The 17,584-nt window shown below is 72.6% G+C and carries 12 protein-coding genes and 1 pseudogene; 4 read left to right on the forward strand and 9 right to left on the reverse strand.

Annotation, left to right across the window (positions count from 1 at the left end; translation table 11 throughout):
- Positions 1 to 151: 151 nt before the first annotated feature.
- Both treY and glgX read right to left on the reverse strand, forming a co-directional pair.
- Positions 152 to 2,497 (reverse strand): malto-oligosyltrehalose synthase, encoded by a 2,346-nt coding sequence (gene treY, locus TR50_RS20520; RefSeq protein ID WP_042423325.1) that lies wholly within the window; start codon positions 2,495 to 2,497, stop codon positions 152 to 154.
- Positions 2,498 to 2,610: 113 nt separating this feature from the next.
- The gene (glgX, locus tag TR50_RS20525; protein ID WP_042423328.1) at positions 2,611 to 4,737 is read right to left on the reverse strand and encodes a glycogen debranching protein GlgX; all 2,127 of its coding nucleotides are present in this window, start codon (positions 4,735 to 4,737) and stop codon (positions 2,611 to 2,613) included.
- 359 nt (positions 4,738 to 5,096) lie between these two features.
- On the opposite strand from glgX, the gene TR50_RS20530 reads away from it, so the two are divergent.
- Positions 5,097 to 6,353, forward strand: coding sequence for a DUF5919 domain-containing protein (locus tag TR50_RS20530; protein WP_160311140.1), 1,257 nt, complete (start codon positions 5,097 to 5,099; stop codon positions 6,351 to 6,353).
- A 554-nt stretch (positions 6,354 to 6,907) separates the two neighbouring features.
- Positions 6,908 to 7,612, forward strand: a complete 705-nt coding sequence (locus TR50_RS20535; protein ID WP_042423333.1) for an exonuclease domain-containing protein — start codon at positions 6,908 to 6,910, stop codon at positions 7,610 to 7,612.
- A 204-nt stretch (positions 7,613 to 7,816) separates the two neighbouring features.
- Here the strand turns inward: TR50_RS20535 and TR50_RS20540 are convergent, their stop codons facing one another.
- Positions 7,817 to 8,776 (reverse strand): beta-ketoacyl-ACP synthase III, encoded by a 960-nt coding sequence (locus TR50_RS20540; RefSeq protein WP_042423336.1) that lies wholly within the window; start codon positions 8,774 to 8,776, stop codon positions 7,817 to 7,819.
- A gap of 122 nt (positions 8,777 to 8,898) precedes the next feature.
- Between TR50_RS20540 and TR50_RS20545 the strand changes: the two genes are divergently transcribed.
- Together TR50_RS20545 and TR50_RS20550 are read left to right on the forward strand one after the other, a co-directional pair.
- On the forward strand, positions 8,899 to 9,498 hold the full coding sequence (locus TR50_RS20545) for a TetR/AcrR family transcriptional regulator (RefSeq protein ID WP_042423341.1): 600 nt from the start codon (positions 8,899 to 8,901) through the stop codon (positions 9,496 to 9,498).
- Positions 9,499 to 9,792: 294 nt separating this feature from the next.
- Entirely contained in the window at positions 9,793 to 11,961 is a 2,169-nt protein-coding gene (locus TR50_RS20550; protein ID WP_042423344.1) for an MMPL family transporter, read from the forward strand.
- A 109-nt stretch (positions 11,962 to 12,070) separates the two neighbouring features.
- Here TR50_RS20550 and TR50_RS20555 read toward each other — a convergent pair.
- The 6 genes and pseudogenes from TR50_RS20555 to TR50_RS20585 all read right to left on the reverse strand — a co-directional run.
- Positions 12,071 to 12,709: pseudogene (locus tag TR50_RS20555) on the reverse strand (sigma factor-like helix-turn-helix DNA-binding protein); the annotation flags it as partial.
- Between the two features lie 43 nt (positions 12,710 to 12,752).
- Positions 12,753 to 13,505, reverse strand: a complete 753-nt coding sequence (locus TR50_RS20560) for a sirohydrochlorin chelatase (protein ID WP_042423346.1) — start codon at positions 13,503 to 13,505, stop codon at positions 12,753 to 12,755.
- A 4-nt stretch (positions 13,506 to 13,509) separates the two neighbouring features.
- Positions 13,510 to 14,472 carry an ABC transporter permease gene (locus TR50_RS20565; protein ID WP_042423349.1) on the reverse strand — a complete coding sequence of 321 codons (963 nt, stop codon included), beginning with the start codon at positions 14,470 to 14,472 and terminating at the stop codon, positions 13,510 to 13,512.
- Complete coding sequence (locus tag TR50_RS20570; protein ID WP_042423351.1) at positions 14,459 to 15,241, reverse strand: ABC transporter ATP-binding protein; 783 nt, start codon at positions 15,239 to 15,241, stop codon at positions 14,459 to 14,461. The genes TR50_RS20565 and TR50_RS20570 overlap by 14 nt, the downstream gene beginning before the upstream one ends.
- 114 nt (positions 15,242 to 15,355) lie before the next feature.
- Positions 15,356 to 16,495 carry an aliphatic sulfonate ABC transporter substrate-binding protein gene (locus TR50_RS20575; protein WP_042423356.1) on the reverse strand — a complete coding sequence of 380 codons (1,140 nt, stop codon included), beginning with the start codon at positions 16,493 to 16,495 and terminating at the stop codon, positions 15,356 to 15,358.
- A gap of 233 nt (positions 16,496 to 16,728) precedes the next feature.
- Positions 16,729 to 17,584 (reverse strand): elongation factor 1-alpha C-terminal domain-related protein (locus TR50_RS20585; RefSeq protein WP_042423359.1); only part of this gene is annotated, 856 nt, incomplete at its 5' end.

The following is a 17,584-nucleotide window of genomic DNA, read 5'->3' on the forward strand; positions in this document are numbered from 1 at the left end:
GGCGAGGGCTGGGCCGGCGGCGCGAGGTGGGCGGGCGAGGGCAGCGTCGGCGAGGGCTGTGCGGGCGGCGCGGACTGTGGCGGCGCGTACTGTGCGGGCTGCGGCGCGGGTGTCGGCATACCCGCCCTATTACCCGGCCCGGCGGTCGGCGTCACAGGCGCGTCAGCAGCGCGGCAGGCAGCGGGCCGAGCAGCTCGGCCAGCGGCACCGCTCCGGTGAGGCCGTGACGGCCGGTCAGAGCCTCGGACCAGACGCCCTCGGGCAGGGTGAGCGTGGCGTCGCGCCAGCCACCCGCGCGCTCGAGGCCGTACGGCAGACGGGTGACGACGGTCAGCAGCGACTCGTCGCGCAGGAAGGCCAGGGCGTGCGGGGAGGGGGTCGCCCAGGGGCGGTAGTCGGCCTTCGGATCGAGGCCGGCCCGCAGGTGCAGGGCCGTCCGGGTGAGGGCCGCCTTCTCGGCGGCGAGGCCGGTCGCCGCCCCCGGCGGAGGGAAGGTGACGATGCCCCGGTTGTCCGGGTCGACGAGCGTGTAGAGCGGGAACTCGCTGCCCTGATAGAGGTCCGGTGCGCCCGGCATGGTGAGGTGGAGCAGCGCCGAGCCGAGCGTGTTGACGCGGGCGTAGGGGGCGAGGCGGTCCGCGAAGGCGGTGATGCGGGCGGCCGGCTCCGGCGTCGCGGGGAGGGAGAGCGCGAGCGCGCGCACTGCGTCCTCGTAGGCCGGGTCGGGGTCGGTCCAGGTGGTGCGGAGCTTGGCTTCCCGGACGGACTTGAGGGCGACGGCCGCCAGTCGCTCGCCGTCGATCGGCCACGCCGCGAGCGCGGTCTGGAAGACCAGGTCCTCGGCGTCCGGGTCCTGCGGCAGGCCGCCGCCGGGCGCGAGCGCGGACCAGGCCGCCTGCTCGACGAGCCACTCCTCGGGCAGTTCGGCCAGGACCGCGAGCCGGGCGCGCGCGTCCGCGCTGCGCTTGGTGTCGTGCGTGGAGAGCGCCGTCATCGTCGCCGGCCAGTCGCGGGCGATCCGGGCGCAGTAGCCGTGGAACTCCTCGGGGCCGACTCCCGGGTGGGCCGGGTCGCCGCCGACCTCGTTGAGGGAGAGCAGCGGGTGGTGCCGGTAGAAGGCGGTGTCCTCGACGCCCTTGGCCGCCACGGCCGCCGCCGTCTGGGCGAAGCGGGCGCGCAGTGACGCGGGTGAGCCGGGGTCCAGCAGCAGCTGCTTGACCAGCGCGGCCGTGGCGGTGAAGGGCGCGGGCAGCAGGGACTCGTCCGGCTCGGCGCGCAGGGCGCCTGCGTCGGCGTCCGGGAGCGGCTCGCCGGGGACGGGATAGGGGCGGTAGCGCGGGAAGGCGGCGAGCAGCCCGGCCACGGCCTCGCGGACCGCCCACGCTGGGTGGTCGCTGCGCGCCGGATCGTCGGCGCAGGCCGCCTCGACCTCCCGGACCAGCCGGGCGACCTCGGCGTCCAAGTCGCCCTCGGGACGTATCAGCTCGGCCCGGCCGCGCAGCGCCGCGGCCGTGGCCTGTGCCGCCGGCGGACGCAGCGCCCGGACGACACCGGCGCCGTCGGTCAGCACGCCGTCGACCTGCCGCAGCGCGTCGTAGCCCGTCGTACCGGCGCAGGGCCAGTCGGCCGGGAGGGTCTCCGGGCCGGTGAGGATCTTCTCCACGACGACGTGGGCGCCGCCGGTGGCGTCCCGCAGCCGTCGCAGGTAGCCGCGCGGATCGGCGAGGCCGTCCGGGTGGTCCACCCGGAAGCCGTCCAGCACGCCCTCGGCGTGCAGGCGCAGCAGCAGCGCGTGCGTGGCGTCGAAGACCTCGGGCAGCTCCACGCGGACGGCGATCAGGTCGTTGACGGTGAAGAACCGCCGGTAGTTGAGCTCGGTGCCGGCGAGCCGCCACCACGCGGGGCGGTACCACTGGCGCCGCAGCAGCTCCGGCAGCGGCAGCGACTCCGTGCCGGGCCGCAGCGGGAAGACGTGCGGGCCGTACCGCAGCACCTGCTCGTCCCCGTCCGGGCCGTCGTTCGAGGCCAGGCTGAAGCCGCCGTCGGCGAGGACGACACCGAGCCGGTCGCCGAGGACCGGCAGCAGGACGCGTCCCTGCTGGGCGTCCCAGTCGACGTCGAACCAGGCCGCGAACGGCGACGCCGGCCCTTCGCGCAGGGCCTGCCACAGGGCCCGGTTGAGGTGCAGCGGGGTGGGGGCGGCCATGTGGTTGGGCACGATGTCGGCGATCAGGCCGAGACCGTGGGCCCGAGCGCGGGCGGCGAGGGCCCGCAGGCCCGCCTCGCCGCCCAGCTCGGCGCTGATCCGGCCGTGGTCCACCACGTCGTAGCCGTGCCGCGAGCCCGGCACCGCCTGCAGCACGGGCGAGAGGTGCAGATGCGACACGCCCAGACCGGCCAGGTACGGGACGGCGTCGGCGGCCTCCGCGAATCCGAAGCCCGGCTGGAGTTGCAGCCGGTAACTGGCCGTGGGAGCCCGTCGCTCTGCATGCGTCATGCCTACACGCCTACCCCACCCCGCACGCCCGCACGACTGGAGGCGGTGCAACCGGGTCAGCCATTCGGCCCCGGGCCCGTGCCCGGCCCGTGCCCGGCCCCGTCCCGTGCCGCCTAGACCGAGGGCCGCTGCAGCACCATCATCGAGCGGTCCACCAGGCGCAGCTTCTCCCCGGCCCGCACCTTGGCGCCGGTGCCGGGCGAGATCGTCCACGGCAGCGAGGTGTCCACGATCACCTGCCACTCCTGGCCGTGGTTGACCGGGACGGCGAACTCCAGCGGCTGGGCGTCCGCGTTGAACAGCAGCAGGAAGGAGTCGTCCGTGATCCGGCCACCGCGCCGGTCCGGCTCGGAGATGGCATTGCCGTTGAGGAAGACGGTGAGCGACTTGGCGAAGGACGCGCGCCAGTCCCGCGCCGTCATCTCCTGCCCCTCGTTGGTGAACCAGGCGATGTCGGTGAGCTCGTCGTGCGTGCCGAAGACCGGGCGGCCGTGGAAGAAGCGGCGGCGGCGGAAGACCGGGTGGTCGCGGCGCAGCCACACCATGTGCCGGGTGAACTCCAGCAGTTGTCCGGCCGGGCTCTCCTCGTCGAGCAGCGGCCAGCGGACCCAGGAGATCTCGTTGTCCTGGCAGTAGGCGTTGTTGTTGCCGCCCTGGCTGCGGCCGAACTCGTCGCCGTGCAGCAGCATCGGCACGCCCTGGCTCAGCAGCAGGGTGGCGATGAAGTTGCGCTGCTGGCGGGCGCGCAGGCCGAGCACCGTCGGGTCGTCGGTCTCGCCCTCGACGCCGCAGTTCCAGGAGCGGTTGAAGGACTCGCCGTCGCGGTTGTCCTCGCCGTTGGCGGCGTTGTGCTTCTGGTTGTAGGAGACCAGATCCCGCAGCGTGAAACCGTCGTGGCAGGTGACGAAGTTGATGCTGGCGATGGGACGACGGCCGTCGTCCTGGTACAGGTCGGAGGAGCCGGTCAGCCGGGAGCCGAACTCGGCCAGGGTGGCGTTCTCGCCGCGCCACAGATCCCGCACGGTGTCGCGGTAGCGGCCGTTCCACTCCGTCCACAGCGGAGGGAAGTTGCCGACCTGGTAGCCGCCCTCGCCGAGATCCCAGGGCTCGGCGATCAGCTTGGCCTGGGAGACCACCGGATCCTGCTGGACCAGGTCGAAGAAGGACGAGAGCCGGTCCACCTCGTGGAACTGACGGGCCAGGGTGGCCGCCAGGTCGAAGCGGAATCCGTCGACGTGCATCTCGGTGACCCAGTAGCGCAGCGAATCCATGATCAGCTGGAGCACGTGCGGGCTGCGCATCAGCAGGCTGTTGCCCGTGCCGGTGGTGTCCTCGTAGTACCGGCGGTCGTCGGCGAGCCGGTAGTAGGAGGGGTTGTCCAGACCGCGGAAGGCGAGGGTGGGCCCGAGGTGGTTGCCCTCGGCGGTGTGGTTGTAGACGACGTCGAGGATGACCTCGACGCCGGCCGCGTGCAGCGCCTTGACCATCGACTTGAACTCCTGGACCTGCTGGCCGCGGTCCCCGAGCGAGGAGTAGGCCCCGTGCGGGGCGAAGAAGCCGATGGTGTTGTAGCCCCAGTAGTTGGACAGGCCCAGATCGGTCAGCCGGTGGTCGTCGACGAACTGGTGCACCGGCATCAGTTCCAGTGCGGTGACGCCGAGTTTCACCAGGTGCTCGATGACGGCCGGGTGCGCGATCCCGGCGTAGGTGCCGCGGATGTCCTCCGGGATGCCCGGATGGAGCTCGGTGAGGCCGCGTACATGGGCCTCGTAGATGACCGTGCGGTGGTAGTCGGTGCGCGGCGGGCGGTCGTTGCCCCAGTCGAAGTAGGGGTTGACCACGACCGAGGCCATCGTGTGCGGGGCGGAGTCGAGGTCGTTGCGGCGCTCGGGCGCGCCGAAGTGGTAGCCGTAGACGGACTCGTCCCAGTCGACCCGGCCGCTCATCGCCTTGGCGTACGGGTCGAGCAGCAGCTTGGCGCTGTTGCAGCGCAGGCCCCGCGTCGGGTCGTAGGGCCCGTGCACGCGGAAGCCGTAGCGCTGGCCCGGCTGGACGCCGGGGAGGAAGGCGTGGCGGACGAACGCGTCCGTCTCGCGCAGCTCGATCGAGGTCTCCGAGCCGTCCTCGGCGAGCAGGCACAGCTCGATCCGCTCCGCCGTCTCGGAGAAGACGGCGAAGTTCGTCCCGGCGCCGTCGTAGGTGGCGCCGAGGGGGTACGGCTGGCCCGGCCAGACTTGCATGGTCCTCAACCAATCCTGCTCGGTGGTGTTGCTGGGTGGATCGCGCGGTGGGCCCTGAGGGTGTGATGCCCGGACCGACGGTTCGTCATGTCCGAGTGCATCGTGACCTAGCACACCGGTTCCCATGAAAGACTTGCCGGTTCTTCGCCCGAACGAGTGTCTGTTCGTTACCTGGGCCAGGGGACGCGACGGTTGCCGACGCTCGAACTGCTGCGCTGGATTCGGAATTGGCAGTAGTCTTGATCGTCCGGAAGGTCCCGGACGGCCCGCGTCGGGCGGCTCGGCGCGGTAGCGTGTGGGCGCGGCCGTCGGGAGCGGCCGAGCGGGGCGTTGCGGGCTAGGGACGGTGAACTGAAGGAATGGTGGTCCCCGACGGGGGTGCCCCGGGGAGCGCGGCGCGGGGCGACGCCCCCACCGTGGTGGTCCGCACCGGCTCCGGCCGGACCGTTCCTACGCAGCCGGGGCCGCTGGAGCCTTCGCTCGCCTGGCCCGCCGCCGCCTGGGAGGAGGCCCGGCTGCGCGTCGGCCGCGCGGGCCGCGCCTACGTCTGGCTGAACCTGGTCGAGCAGCGCCTGCGTTCCGTCGTCGCCGAGGTGCTCCGTCCCGTCTACGAGCCGGCCCACGGCGACGACTGGGTCATCGCCGCGGCGGGCCCCGCCGGCGAGGAGTGGGTGCAGCGCGCCGGAGCCGTGCGCGAGGTCAGCCGCCGCAAGGGATACCTGCTCGACCCGGACGACGACGCCCTGGTGGTCTTCCTCACCCTGCCGCAGCTGCGCGAGCTGATGGTGCAGCACTGGCCGTGCTTCGAGTCGTTCCTGGGCGACCGACGCGAGATAGAACTGGCGCTGGACGAGCTGGAGGTCGCCCGCCACGTCGTCTCCCGCAACCGCACGCTCACCGAGAACGTCCTCGCCCAGGCCGAACGCGCCTCCGCGCGCCTGCTGCTCCTGCTCGACGGCGCGGGCCGCGAGGCCGCGCTGGCGGCCGGTCAGCACGCCCTGCGCGCGCCCGTCGACGCGGTCGAGGAACTGATCGGCGACCGCTACGCCGACGTGATCGGCGTCCACCCGGACCGGGTCCGGCTCCAGCGCTCCCTCCCGGTCGAGGATCTGCTCGCCGGGGCGCGGCGGCTGGACGCCGTCGGCATCGGGCTCAACCTGCTGTGCCAGAACTTCACCGGCCGCCGCCTGGTCCAGCTCGCCGACTCCGGCTGCCGCGTCCGGCTGCTCTTCCTCAACCCCGCGAGCAGCGCCCTGCGCCGAAGAGAACGCGAACTCGGCCTCGGGCGAGGCGAGCTGGGCAAGCAGGTGGAGACGAACATCATGCACGTCCGCCGGGTCCGCTCCCGGCTGCGCGACGGCGGCGCCTTCGAGATCCGCGTCTACGACGAACTGCCCCGCGCCTCGGCCTACCTCGTCGACGGCGACGGGCCCGACGGGCTGGCGGTGGTCCAGCCCTACCTGCGCCGCTCGCGCGGCATGGAGTCGCCGGCGATGGTCCTGCGCGGCGGCTCCGCCGCGCCGCTGGCCCCCGGCCGCGCGCCGGAGCCGGGGCTCTTCCAGGTCTACCAGGAGGAGTTCGAGGGCGTCTGGGGCGACTCCCGGTCGGTCTCCTGAGGCTGGGCGCGCTCTCGCGCCCTCGCTTCGAACAGTGCCTGGGCAGTGCCTGGGGCCGCTCGGCTGCGCCACGCGGAGCGTCATGGGGACACGAAGTCCCCGGGCGGTCGGCTACCGGCCGTGGGCTGCGGGCCGCGCCGGCTGCCGGGTCGGCCTGCCTGCACGTCGCTGCGGTGGGGCCGCGGCGTACTCCCGGCCGATGTGAGGGCGCCGGGCCGAGGCCTTGGCTGTGGGGCGAGGGTGTCCGCCGGGCCGTCGGCCGCCGCGCTGCCGGGCCGCTCTGCGCGCTCTCGCGCGGCGGGGCCGCGGCGTGCTCCGGGCCGATGTGAGGGCGCCGGGCCGAGGCTTTGGCTGTGGGGTGAGGGTGTCCGCCGGGTCTCCGGTCGCCGGGCCGCCGGGCTGCCGGGCCGCTCTGCGCGCTCTCGCGCGGCGGGGCCGCGTCATGCTCCGGGCCGACGCCAGGCCCCCGCACCGTCCCTGAACCGGAACCTGCCCGTCGGCCTGTCAGTGCCGCACGGGATGATGGTGGCCGACGGGACGAGAGGACGCGCTAGATGAGCTGGTTGCACGACATGCTGGTCGGTTTCGACCTGGAGACCACCGGTACCGAGCCGGGCGAGTCACGCATCGTCACGGCCGCGCTGGTGGAGGTCAAGGAGGGCGAGCCGGTCCGCCGCCGGGAGTGGCTGGCCGATCCCGGTGTGGCCATTCCGGCGGAGGCGACGGCCGTGCACGGCATCACGACGCAGCGGGCGGTCGCCGAGGGCCGCCCCGCCGGGGACGTTGTCGCCGAGGTGGCGGCCGCGCTCGTCGCCTACTGGCGGGCGGACATACCCGTGGTCGTGTACAACGCGCCGTTCGACCTCAGCCTGCTCGCCGCGGAGCTGCGGCGGCACGATCTGCCGTCGCTGGAACGGCAGTTGGGCGCAGCGGCGGTCGGCCCGGTGGTGGACCCACTGGTGGTCGACCGGGCGGTGGACAAGTACCGCAAGGGTTCGCGCTCGCTGGAGAACGCGAGCGCGGTGTACGGAGTGCGCCTGGAGGAGGCCCACGAGGCGGGCGCGGACGCGCTGGCCGCGGTGCGGGTCGCGCTGGCGCTGGGGGAGAGGTACCCGGTCGAGGTCGGTGGGCTCGCCCCGGAAGACCTGCACGACCGTCAGGTCGGCTGGCACGCGCAGTGGGCCTCCGGTCTCCAGGAGTGGCTCCGCAAGAAGAAGGACCCGGAGGCGGTCGTGGACGGGGCCTGGCCCCTGCGCTGAGCCCCGGAGGCTCTGGCGTCGGCCCCACCGGAGCGCGGTGCTGCCGCGCGGGCGGGGCGGGCGGTCGTGGTGGATGCTGGCCCGCCCCTGCCGGGCGCCCGCCCGACGCCGGAACGCGGGAGCCGCCTGCCCCGCCGGGCCGGGAAGGCGACCGTCGCCCTGGCCGGTCGGCGGAGCCCCGCGCGCGTGGGGAGCACTGCCGCCTCACGGGCAGGTGACGACCTGTCCGGCCCAGGAGAGGCCGCCGCCGAAGGCGAAGAGGAGGACCGGGGAGCCGGAGGGGAGTTCGCCGGACTCGACGAGCTTGGAGAGGGCCAGCGGGACCGACGCCGCCGAGGTGTTGCCGGAGTCGACGACGTCCCGGGCGATGACGACGTCCTCGCGCAGGCCCAGCTGGCGGGTGAGGGACTCGATGATGCGCAGGTTCGCCTGGTGGGTGACCACGCCGCCGAGGTCCGCCGGGGTGAGGCCGGCCCGTGCGCAGGCCTCGCGGGCCACCGCGGGCAGCTCGCTGGTGGCCCAGCGGAAGACCGACTGGCCCTCCTGCGCGAAGCGGGGCTGCCACGCGCCCATCAGGCGGACCGCGTCGCCGCGCGTCGGGTCGGAGCCCCAGACCACCGGGCCGATGCCGGCCCTGTCCTCGCCGGTGCCCTCCGTCGCGCTGAGCACGGCGACGCCCGCGCCGTCGCCCAGCAGGATGCAGGTGCTGCGGTCGGTCCACTCCAGCAGGTCCGACATCTTCTCCGCGCCGATCACCAGCGCGTGCTTCGCCGCGCCTGCGCGCAGCGTGTGGTCGGCGGTGGCGAGCGCGGTGCAGAAGCCCGCGCAGCCGTTGTTGAGGTCGAAGCAGACGGCTGAGGGGATGCCGAGCCGGGCGGCGACCTGAGCCGCCGTCGAGGGGCAGCGGTCCCGGTTGCTGCACGTGGCGACGGTGACCAGGCCGATGTCGGCAGGTTCGAGGCCGGAGGCCGCGAGAGCCTTGGCCGCCGCCTCGGCCGCCATGTCGGCGACCGTCTCCTGCTCCGCGGCGATGCGCCGCGTGACGATCCCCGTGCGCTGCCGGATCCAGGCGTCGTTCGTGTCGACGAGCTGTTCGAGTTCGGCGTTGGTGAGGACGCGGGAGGGCTGGTAGTGGCCGAGCGCGGTGATGCGGGAACCAGGCACAGGTCTTCTCTCCACTGGTCGAGGACGGGTCGCGGATCGCTTGAGCGCAATGCGACTGCGGGGAATATAGCAACCGATCGTTCGGAAGCTAAAGGGGAACCGGGTGGGTACCATGGGCACTCATGAGCCCCAGGAAGTCCGTCGCCGAGACCCGTCTCACCCGGCGGCGCATCGTGGATCGCGGCCTGGAGATCGCCTCGACGGAGGGGCTGGAGGGTCTGACGATCGGTCGACTGGCCGCGGACCTAGGGATGAGCAAAGCGGGGGTGATCGGCCACTTCGGCAGCAAGGAGACCCTGCAGCTCGCCGTCGTCGACGAGGCGGCGGAGGTGTTCGCCCGCGAGGTGCCCGAGCGCATGCCCGAGGTTCCCGCCGGCCTTCGGCGGCTGCGGGCGATGTGTGAGGCGTGGGTCGCCTACCTGGAGCGGCACGTGCTGCCGGGGGGCTGCTTCTTCACCGCGGCGGCGACCGAGTGGGACGACCGCGGCGGACCGGTCCGCGACGCGATCGCCGGCCTGAACGCCGTCTGGCAGCGGGACCTGCGCATCCAGGCGCGGCTCGCCGTCCACAGCGGCGAGCTGCCCGCTGACACCGACGTCGCGCAGCTGGTCTACGACCTCGTCGGCGTGATGCTCGCCCTCAACCACTTCCTGCAGCTCCAGGGCGATCCCGCCGCGCCCGCGCGCGCCCGTCGGTCGCTGCGTCGGCTGCTCGGCGAGTAGGGCCGCGGCCCCGGTCGAGCGGGGCCCGAGCCGACCCGGAGGCGAACCCCAGGGTCGATCTCCACCCTGAGCAGGAGACGGATCCACCCGGGGGACGAGGACGTCGACCCCCGGGGGCGGGGAAGATGATCGAGGCAGACCTGGGTGGGAACTGACTTGCCGGTCGGCAAGTAGGTTTCTTAGGATGCTCGAACTACGAACTTTCCTGCCGCCCGAATCGTCGGGTGGCCAGATCGCCCTGCCCACGACCTCACCCGGGGTGGCGGTGATCCATGCCGTGGAGGGGCAATCGACATGTTTCACCGGATCGGACGGGTTGTCGTCCGACACCCGTTCTGGACACTGGTCGCCTGGATCGTGGCCGCCGTCGCCATCGCGGCGTCGGCGCCGACGCTGACGTCCAACAGCGACGAGAGCAGCTTCCTGCCGAAGAGCTACGAGTCCATCCAGGCGATGGAACTCCAGCAGTCGGCGTTCCCGCACCAGTTCACGCCCGGCGCGGAGATCCTCTTCCAGCGCGCCGACGGGAAGCCCCTGGGGCCCGCCGACAAGGCGCAGGTCGCGACCATCAACAAGGAGCTGTCCGCCAAGACGGACATCCCGCTGAACCAGGGCGTCATCACCGCGCCGTTCTCCAAGGACGGCCTGTACGGGCTGGGGATGGTCAACCTCGGCCAGAACCAGTCCGACCAGAACAAGATGTCCGACGCGGCCAAGGCGATCCGCGCCGACGTCGCGGACCTGACCAAGGGCTCCAGCCTGACCGCCAAGGTCGGCGGCTCGGCCGCGCAGGTCCTGGACCAGGCCGACTCCAACAAGACCGGTCAGGCCATCATCGGCCTGGGCACCTTCGTCATCATCATCCTGGCGATGCTGCTGATCTTCCGATCGCCGTTGATGGCGGTCCTGCCGATCGCGCTGATCGGTGTGGTGCTGGTGGCCGCGAACGGCCTGATCGCGGACGTGACCAAGGCGCTCAACCTGAGCTACAACGCCTCGGTGTCCGGCATCCTCATCGTCGTCCTCTTCGGCGTCGGCACGGACTACATCCTGTTCCTGATGTTCCGCTACCGGGAACGGCTGCGTGCCGGTGACGACCACAAGGAAGCCATGATCAACGCGGTCGGCCGCGTCGGCGAGGCCATCGCCTCCGCCGCGGGCACCGTCATCATCGCCTTCCTCGCGCTGTGCCTGTCGTCCATCTCCTTCCTCAAGCAGATGGGCCCGTCGCTGGCGATCTCCGTCGGCGTCACCCTGCTCGCCGGCCTGACCCTGGTGCCCGCGGTCTTCTCCTGGATCCCGCCGCGCGTGCTGTTCTGGCCGTCGAAGAAGTGGCGTATCGAGCCCGAGGGCTCCCGCTTCGCCGCGGTCGGCAACACCGTCAAGCGCCGCCCGGCGCTGGTCGCCGTCGTCTCCGGCGTGCTGATGGTCGCGATCGCCCTGGTGGCCACCACCTACAAGGCGAGCTTCGACTTCGCCTCCGGCTCGATGCCGAAGACCGTGGAGTCGATGGTCGTCCAGGACACCATCGCCAAGGCCTACAGCGCCGGCGCCGCGACCCCGACCGACGTGTTCGTCACCAGCTCCACCCCGCTCGACCAGAGCGCGGTCCAGGGGCTGGCCTCGAAGCTGGACATCGCCGGGGTCTCCAGCGTCGCCCCGGCGAAGTACAACCCGCAGGGCACCACGGCCGACATCAGCGTCGTGCTCAGCAACGACCCGCAGAGCAGCCAGGCCATGGACACCGTCGGGAAGCTGCGCGACGTCGTCCACGCCAACGCGCCCAACGGGACCAAGGCGATGGTCGGCGGTGTGACGGCGATCTACGCCGACATCCAGAAGGCGATCGACCGCGACTACTCCGTCGTCTTCCCGGTCGCCGCGGTGCTGATCATGCTGATCCTCGGCCTGATGCTGCGCAGCGTCGTCGCGCCGTGGTACCTGATGGCCTCGGTCGGCCTCGGCTTCGCCGCCACGCTGGGTGCGACGGTGCTGGTCTTCCAGCACCTGGACCACCAGAGCGGCCTGATGTTCATGCTGCCGGTCTTCATCTACCTCTTCGTCGTCGCCATCGGGACGGACTACAACATCCTGATGATCTCCCGACTGCGCGAGGAGGCCCGGGAGGGCCGCGAGCCGCGTGAGGCTGCCGCCCAGGCGCTGCGGCACGCGGGTCCGACCGTCGCGGCGGCCGGTGCGATCCTCGCCGGCACCTTCGCCTCGATGATGCTGGCCGGGAACTCGCTCTTCGCCGAGATGGGCTTCTCCATCGCCATCGGCATCGTGATCGCGGCCTTCGTGATGGCGATGTTCTTCACCCCGTCGCTGACCGCGCTCGTCGGCCACGCCGCCTGGTGGCCGGGTCACGCCGACCGCCGCAAGGAGAGCGGTGGCAGTCGCGTCGTCGCCTCCTCGGCGGGCGCTCACGCCCAGGACGACGAGCTGGACTCCAGCCGCCGCTAGGCACAGGGACGAGGGCGGGACGCCGAGCAGGCGTCAGGGCCCGTGCACCGCGAGGGCCGCAGCCGATTCCGGCTGCGGCCCTCCGCGCGTCCAGGGGCCCCGGGTCGGTGAGCGTGTCGGGGTTGGCCACGTTGTGGAGCGCGGTGATCCGGCCGTCCGCGTCGACGTCCAGGGTGACCGTGGCGACCACCCGTTCCGGCCCGCGGAAGACGACGCCCAACCCGCTGTTGATCTCCACGAGTTCCGCCCTCGTGTCGGCGGGCTCGACGTTCTGGCAGCCGACGCCGCCGATGACCGCGAACCAGGAGGCGACCGTGGTCGCGCCCGCGACCGGTCGCAGGGCCTGACGGACCTTGCCGCCGCCGTCGGTTCAGAGCGTGGCGTCCGGGGAGAGCAGCTCCGTCAGCGCGTGGACGTCCCCGCCGGTCGCCGCGGCGAAGAAGCGTGCGGTGGCCGCGCGTTGCCGCGCACGGTCTGCGGTGAAACGGGGCCGACGGGCCTGCACGTGCTCGCGGCCCGAGGCCGGGCCTGCCGCACCGCCGCCTCTGTGCGGTCCACCATCCCGGCGATCTCGCCGTAGCCGAAGGCGAAGACCTCCGTCAGCACGAACACCGCGCTGAACCAGCGGGCTGAGTGTCTCGAGCAGCACGGGCATCGCCATCGACACCCACTCCGCATCCAGGGCCGCCTCGGCCGGGTCCCCATCGGTGAGGATCGGCTCCGGCAGCACCAGCCCGACGTACGTCTGGAGAGGACCGTCGGCACCCGCCCGCGACGGCCGCCGAAGTGGCCTACGCGCTGGCGGCGAGACCCGCGGGGCGGATTGTCAGTGCCTCCGCGTAGCGTTGCAGCAGCAACTCGGCGAGGTCGGGGGACGCGCCGATGGGCGAGGCGACGGCGGCGATGCCCGCCGTCGCCGCCTGGGCCGCGATGCGGTCCGGGAGCAGGCCGGGGGCCAGCAGGTAGGGGGCGACGGCGAGATGGCGCAGACCCTGCGCGCGCAGTCGCTCCGCTGCCTCGGCCACCGTCGGGGGCGCGGCGGAGGCGTGGGCCACGGCCACGCCTCCCCAGCCCGCGGCGCGCCGCCACGCGGCGGCGGTCGTCCGCGTCGCCGCGTTCGCGGCGGGGTCGGAGGAGCCGGCGGAGGCGAGGATGACGCCGGTGTCGGGGGAGGAGCGGACCCCGACCTCCGCCAGGCGGCGCTCCAGCGCGCGCCACAGCAGCGGTGAGGGGCCGAGCACGTCGGCCAGGTGGACGGGCAGTCGCGGCAGCCGCGCCGCGGCCTCCCGCAGCACGCCGGGGATGTCGGTCTTCGCGTGGTAGGCGCGCGCCAGCAGCATCGGCACCGCCACCACGGGCCCGTCCCCCTCCTCCGCCAACTGCTCCAGCGTGCGCGGGATCCGCGGGGCGCAGTGGTCGAGGTAGCCGACGCGCACGTCCAGGCCGGGGCGCAGGGCTCGGGCCTGGACGACGAGCGCGTCCATCGTCGCGGCGTGCCGCGGGTCGCGGCTGCCGTGGGCGAGGAGGAGCAGACGGGCGGCCATCAGGTCACCGCCGCGCCGTCAGCAGGCCGCGGGTGCGCAGCACGTATCGCTCGATCGGGTTGAAGATGAGCAGTTCGATGCCGATGCCGACGAGCAGGATCAGAATGATGGTGGCGAGGACGCCGGGCATGTCGAGGTTCTCGCGGGAGAACTCCAGTTGCGCGCCGAGGCCGAGGCCCAGCGCGGGGGAGCTGGCGATGAGTTCGGCGGCCATGAGGGAGCGCCAGGAGAAGGCCCAGCCCTGCTTGAGTCCGGCGACGTAGCCGGGGAGGGCGGCGGGCAGCAGGACGTGCCGGATGCCGCGCAGGCCGGTGGCGCCGAGGGTGCGGCCGGCGCGCAGGTAGATCGGCTGGACCTGGTCGACGCCGGCGACGAGGCCGTTCGCGATCGAGGGGACCGCGCCGAGCAGCACGACGGCGTAGATGGTGGCGTTGGACAGGCCGAACCAGATGACGGCCGCCGGCACCCAGGCCACCGAGGGGATGGACTGCAGGCCCGAGAGGATCGGGCCGATCGCGGCGCGGACGGGCTTGACCCGGGCGACGAGCAGGCCGATCGGCGTGCCGATGAGGACGGAGATCAGGAAACCCAGCACACCTCGGGAGAGGGAGGTCCAGATGACCGAGAGGATGGTCCCCTGCAGCCACTGGTCGTGCAGGCTGTTCCACACGTCCAGCGGGCTGGGCAGCAGGTCCGGGCGCTTGAGGTGCGCGGAGTACGCGAACTGCCAGACCGCCAGCACCAGGGCGATGGCGATCAGGGGCGGCAGCACCTTGCTGGTGAACACCCGCAGCAGCGGGGTCCGTTCGACGGTCTGCGTCTCCAGGGCGTCCAGGCCGGCGCTGATGTCGGAGACGTCCGAGGCGGAGTCGGCGGCGGCGTTCGCGGAGGCGGAGGCGGCCTTGGTCTCCGCGGGCTCGACTGCGGCGCCGGTCAGTTCGGTGCTGGTCAGTTCAGTGCTGGACATGGCGGCGGATCTCCCCTCGGAGCTTGTCGGTGATCTCCACCGCGAGGTCGGCCACGCCGGCCGACTCGATACGGCGCGGCTGGGGCAGGTCGATGGCCCATTCCTGGGCGATGCGCCCGGGGCGGGAGGAGAGCAGCACCACGCGCTGCGCGAGCCGGACGGCCTCGCGCACGTTGTGGGTCACGAACAGGACGGAGACGTTGGTCTCCTGCCAGATCTGGATGAGCTCCTCGTGCAGCACGTCGCGGGTGATCGCGTCGAGGGCGGCGAAGGGCTCGTCCATCAGCAGCACCTGGGCGTCCTGAGCCAGGGCGCGGGCCATGGCGACGCGCTGGCGCATGCCGCCGGAGAGCTCGTGGACGCGCTTGCCGTGGGCGCCGCCGAGGCGGACCAGTTCCAGCAGGCGCTGGGCCTCGGCGCGGCGTTCGCCGCGCGGGACGCCGCGCAGGCGCAGGGCCAGCTCGATGTTCTGGCCCGCCGTCAGCCACGGGAAGAGCGCGTGCTCCTGGAACATCAGCGCGGCGCGACCGCCGGGGACGTCGATGGTGCCCGAGGTGGGCTGGTCCAGGCCGGCGACGAGGTTGAGCAGGGTGGACTTGCCGCAGCCGGAGGCGCCGAGGAGGCAGACGAACTCGCCGGGGGCGACGTTCAGGGTGATGTCGTCCAGGACGACATGGGCCGCGGCGGCGCGGCCGAAGGACTTGGTGACGTGGTCGAGCCGGACGGCGGTGTCGACCACGGGGGTGGCCTCGGTCAGCAGGGCGGTCATGCGGTCACCTCCTGGTGCTGGCTGCGGATGGGGATGTCGGTGGCCGAAGGGCGCTCCGGTCCGGGCTGACTGGGCATCGACGCGGACCGGAGCGTCCTTCGGAGTCGGGGAGGGTTACTGCGCGCCGAGGCCGGCGGCGGAGACGGCGGGCTTGCCTTCCGCGGTGAGGACCTGGTTGAGCAGGGTCAGGTCGTAGATGCCGGCCAGGTTCGGCTGCTTGATGAAGCCGGCCGTCACGGCGTGCTGGGCCTCGGCCTGGAGGGAGGAGGCCAGCGGGTCGTTGGTGACGGACAGCTCGTTCCAGGCGGCGTTCAGCACGCTGTCACTCAGGGCCTTGCCGGTCAGGGTCTTCAGGGCGGCGTTGGCGTCCTGCTTGGCCTGGGCGGGGTTGGCGGCGATCCAGGCGTTGGTGTCCACCGAGGCCTTGAGCACGGCCTTGACCACGTCCGGGTGGGCCTTGAGGAAGGTCTGGGAGACGATGACGTTGGTGGAGACGAACTGGGCGTTCGGCCACAGCGTCTTCTCGTCGACCAGGATCTTGGCGCCCTCGGCGACCAGCTTGGAGGCGGTCGGCTCGGGCACCCAGGCGCCGTCGAGCTGGCCGGAGGCGTAGGCGGCGGGGGTGAGCGAGTTGTCGGTGCGGATCACCGAGACGTCGCCGGCGCCGGTCTTGGCGTCCTCCTTGTAGCCCTTGCCCGCAAGGAAGTTGAGCAGGGCCACGTCCTGGGTGTTGCCGGCCTGCGGGGTGGCGATCTTCTTGCCCTTGAGGTCGCCCACGCTCTTGATCTTCGCGGGGTTGACGACCAGCTCCGCGCCGCCGGAGGTGGCACCCGAGATGATCTTCAGGGCGCTGCCCTGCGACTTCACGTAGCCGTTGATCGCGGGGGAGGGGCCGATCCAGGCGATGTCGATCGCGCCGGAGTTGAGCGCCTCGATCTCGCTCGGGCCGGCGTTGAAGATCTGCGTGGCGATCTTCGTGCCGCCCAGCGCCTTGGCGAACTGCCCGTCCTGGATGCCGATCAGCGGCGTCGCGTGGGTCAGGTTGGCGAAGTAGCCGATGTGCACGGTGCTCGCGGAGAGCGCCGGGCCGGAGGAGGCCGAGGCGGAGCCGCTGGAGTTGTCAGAGGAGGTCGAGGCGGCCTGCGAGCCGTAGCCGCAGGCGCTGAGCAGCCCGGCGGCGGTCACGGCGGCGATGCCGGCCAGCGCGGCACGTCTGATCCGGGTGGTGCGGGGCGAGCGGGTGCGGTGCGACATGGGAGAAGTTCCTCACGGTGACGAGTGGCGAAGTCTTCGGACAGGACGAGGCGGTGCGGCTGCGTGCCGACGCGAGGGCGTGAGCCCGCGCGTCAGCGGCACATCGGGCGACACGCGCCGATGGCGCCGCGGCCAGCCCCGAGCGCGCCGCTGCCGACACGCCCGCCTTCCTTCGCGAAGAGCGAGAAGACCTCGCCACTCATCGTGTGAATGCCCTTCATGAGACCGGTGGCTCAGAACGCCTCGCCCGCCATGCCGGCGGTGAGGGTGGTGCCGTCGGCCTGGTCGATCAGCAGGAACGAGCCGGTGCGGCGGTTGCTGCGGTAGTCGTCCAGGGCCAGGGGCTCGGCGGTGCGGAGCACCACGCGGCCCAGGTCGTTGACGTTCAGGTTCCCGGGGCGCTCGATCTTCTCGAGGCCCGCTTCTCCGACCGGCGCCGTCACGGAGATCGCGTAGGGGATGTCCTTGACGATCGCGCGGACGGTCCGGGTGGTGTGCTTGAGCAGCACCTTGTCGCCGACGCGCAGCGGGCGCTCGCTGAGGTGCGCCACGGTGGCGACGACGTCCTGCGTCGGCTCGGGCGCGGACCCGGCCGCGATCAGGTCGCCGCGGGAGATGTCGATGTCCTCGGCCAGACGGACCGTCACCGACTGCGGAGCCCAGGCGATGTCGCGCTCCTCGCCGAGCACGTCGATCCCGGCGACGGTGGTGGTGATGCCGGCGGGCAGCACGGTCACCTGGTCGCCGGTGCGCAGCACGCCGGAGGCGAGCTGGCCGGCGTAGCCGCGGTAGTCGGGGTGATCGGCGGACTGCGGCCGGATCACGTACTGGACGGGGAACCGGGCCGACTCCTCGCTCGGGTCGGAGCCGACCGGGACGGTCTCCAGGTGTTCCAGCAGCGTCGGGCCGCCGTACCAGTCCATGTTCGCGGACGGCTCGACGACGTTGTCCCCGGCCAGCGCGCTGATCGGGATCGCGGTGACGTCGGTGACGCCGAGGGAGGCGGCGTAGGCGCCGAACTCGGCGGCGATGGCGGCGAAGACGGGCTCTGCGTAGTCGACGAGGTCCATCTTGTTGACGGCCAGGACC

The organism is Streptacidiphilus anmyonensis (assembly GCF_000787855.1).
Lineage (GTDB): Bacteria > Actinomycetota > Actinomycetes > Streptomycetales > Streptomycetaceae > Streptacidiphilus > Streptacidiphilus anmyonensis.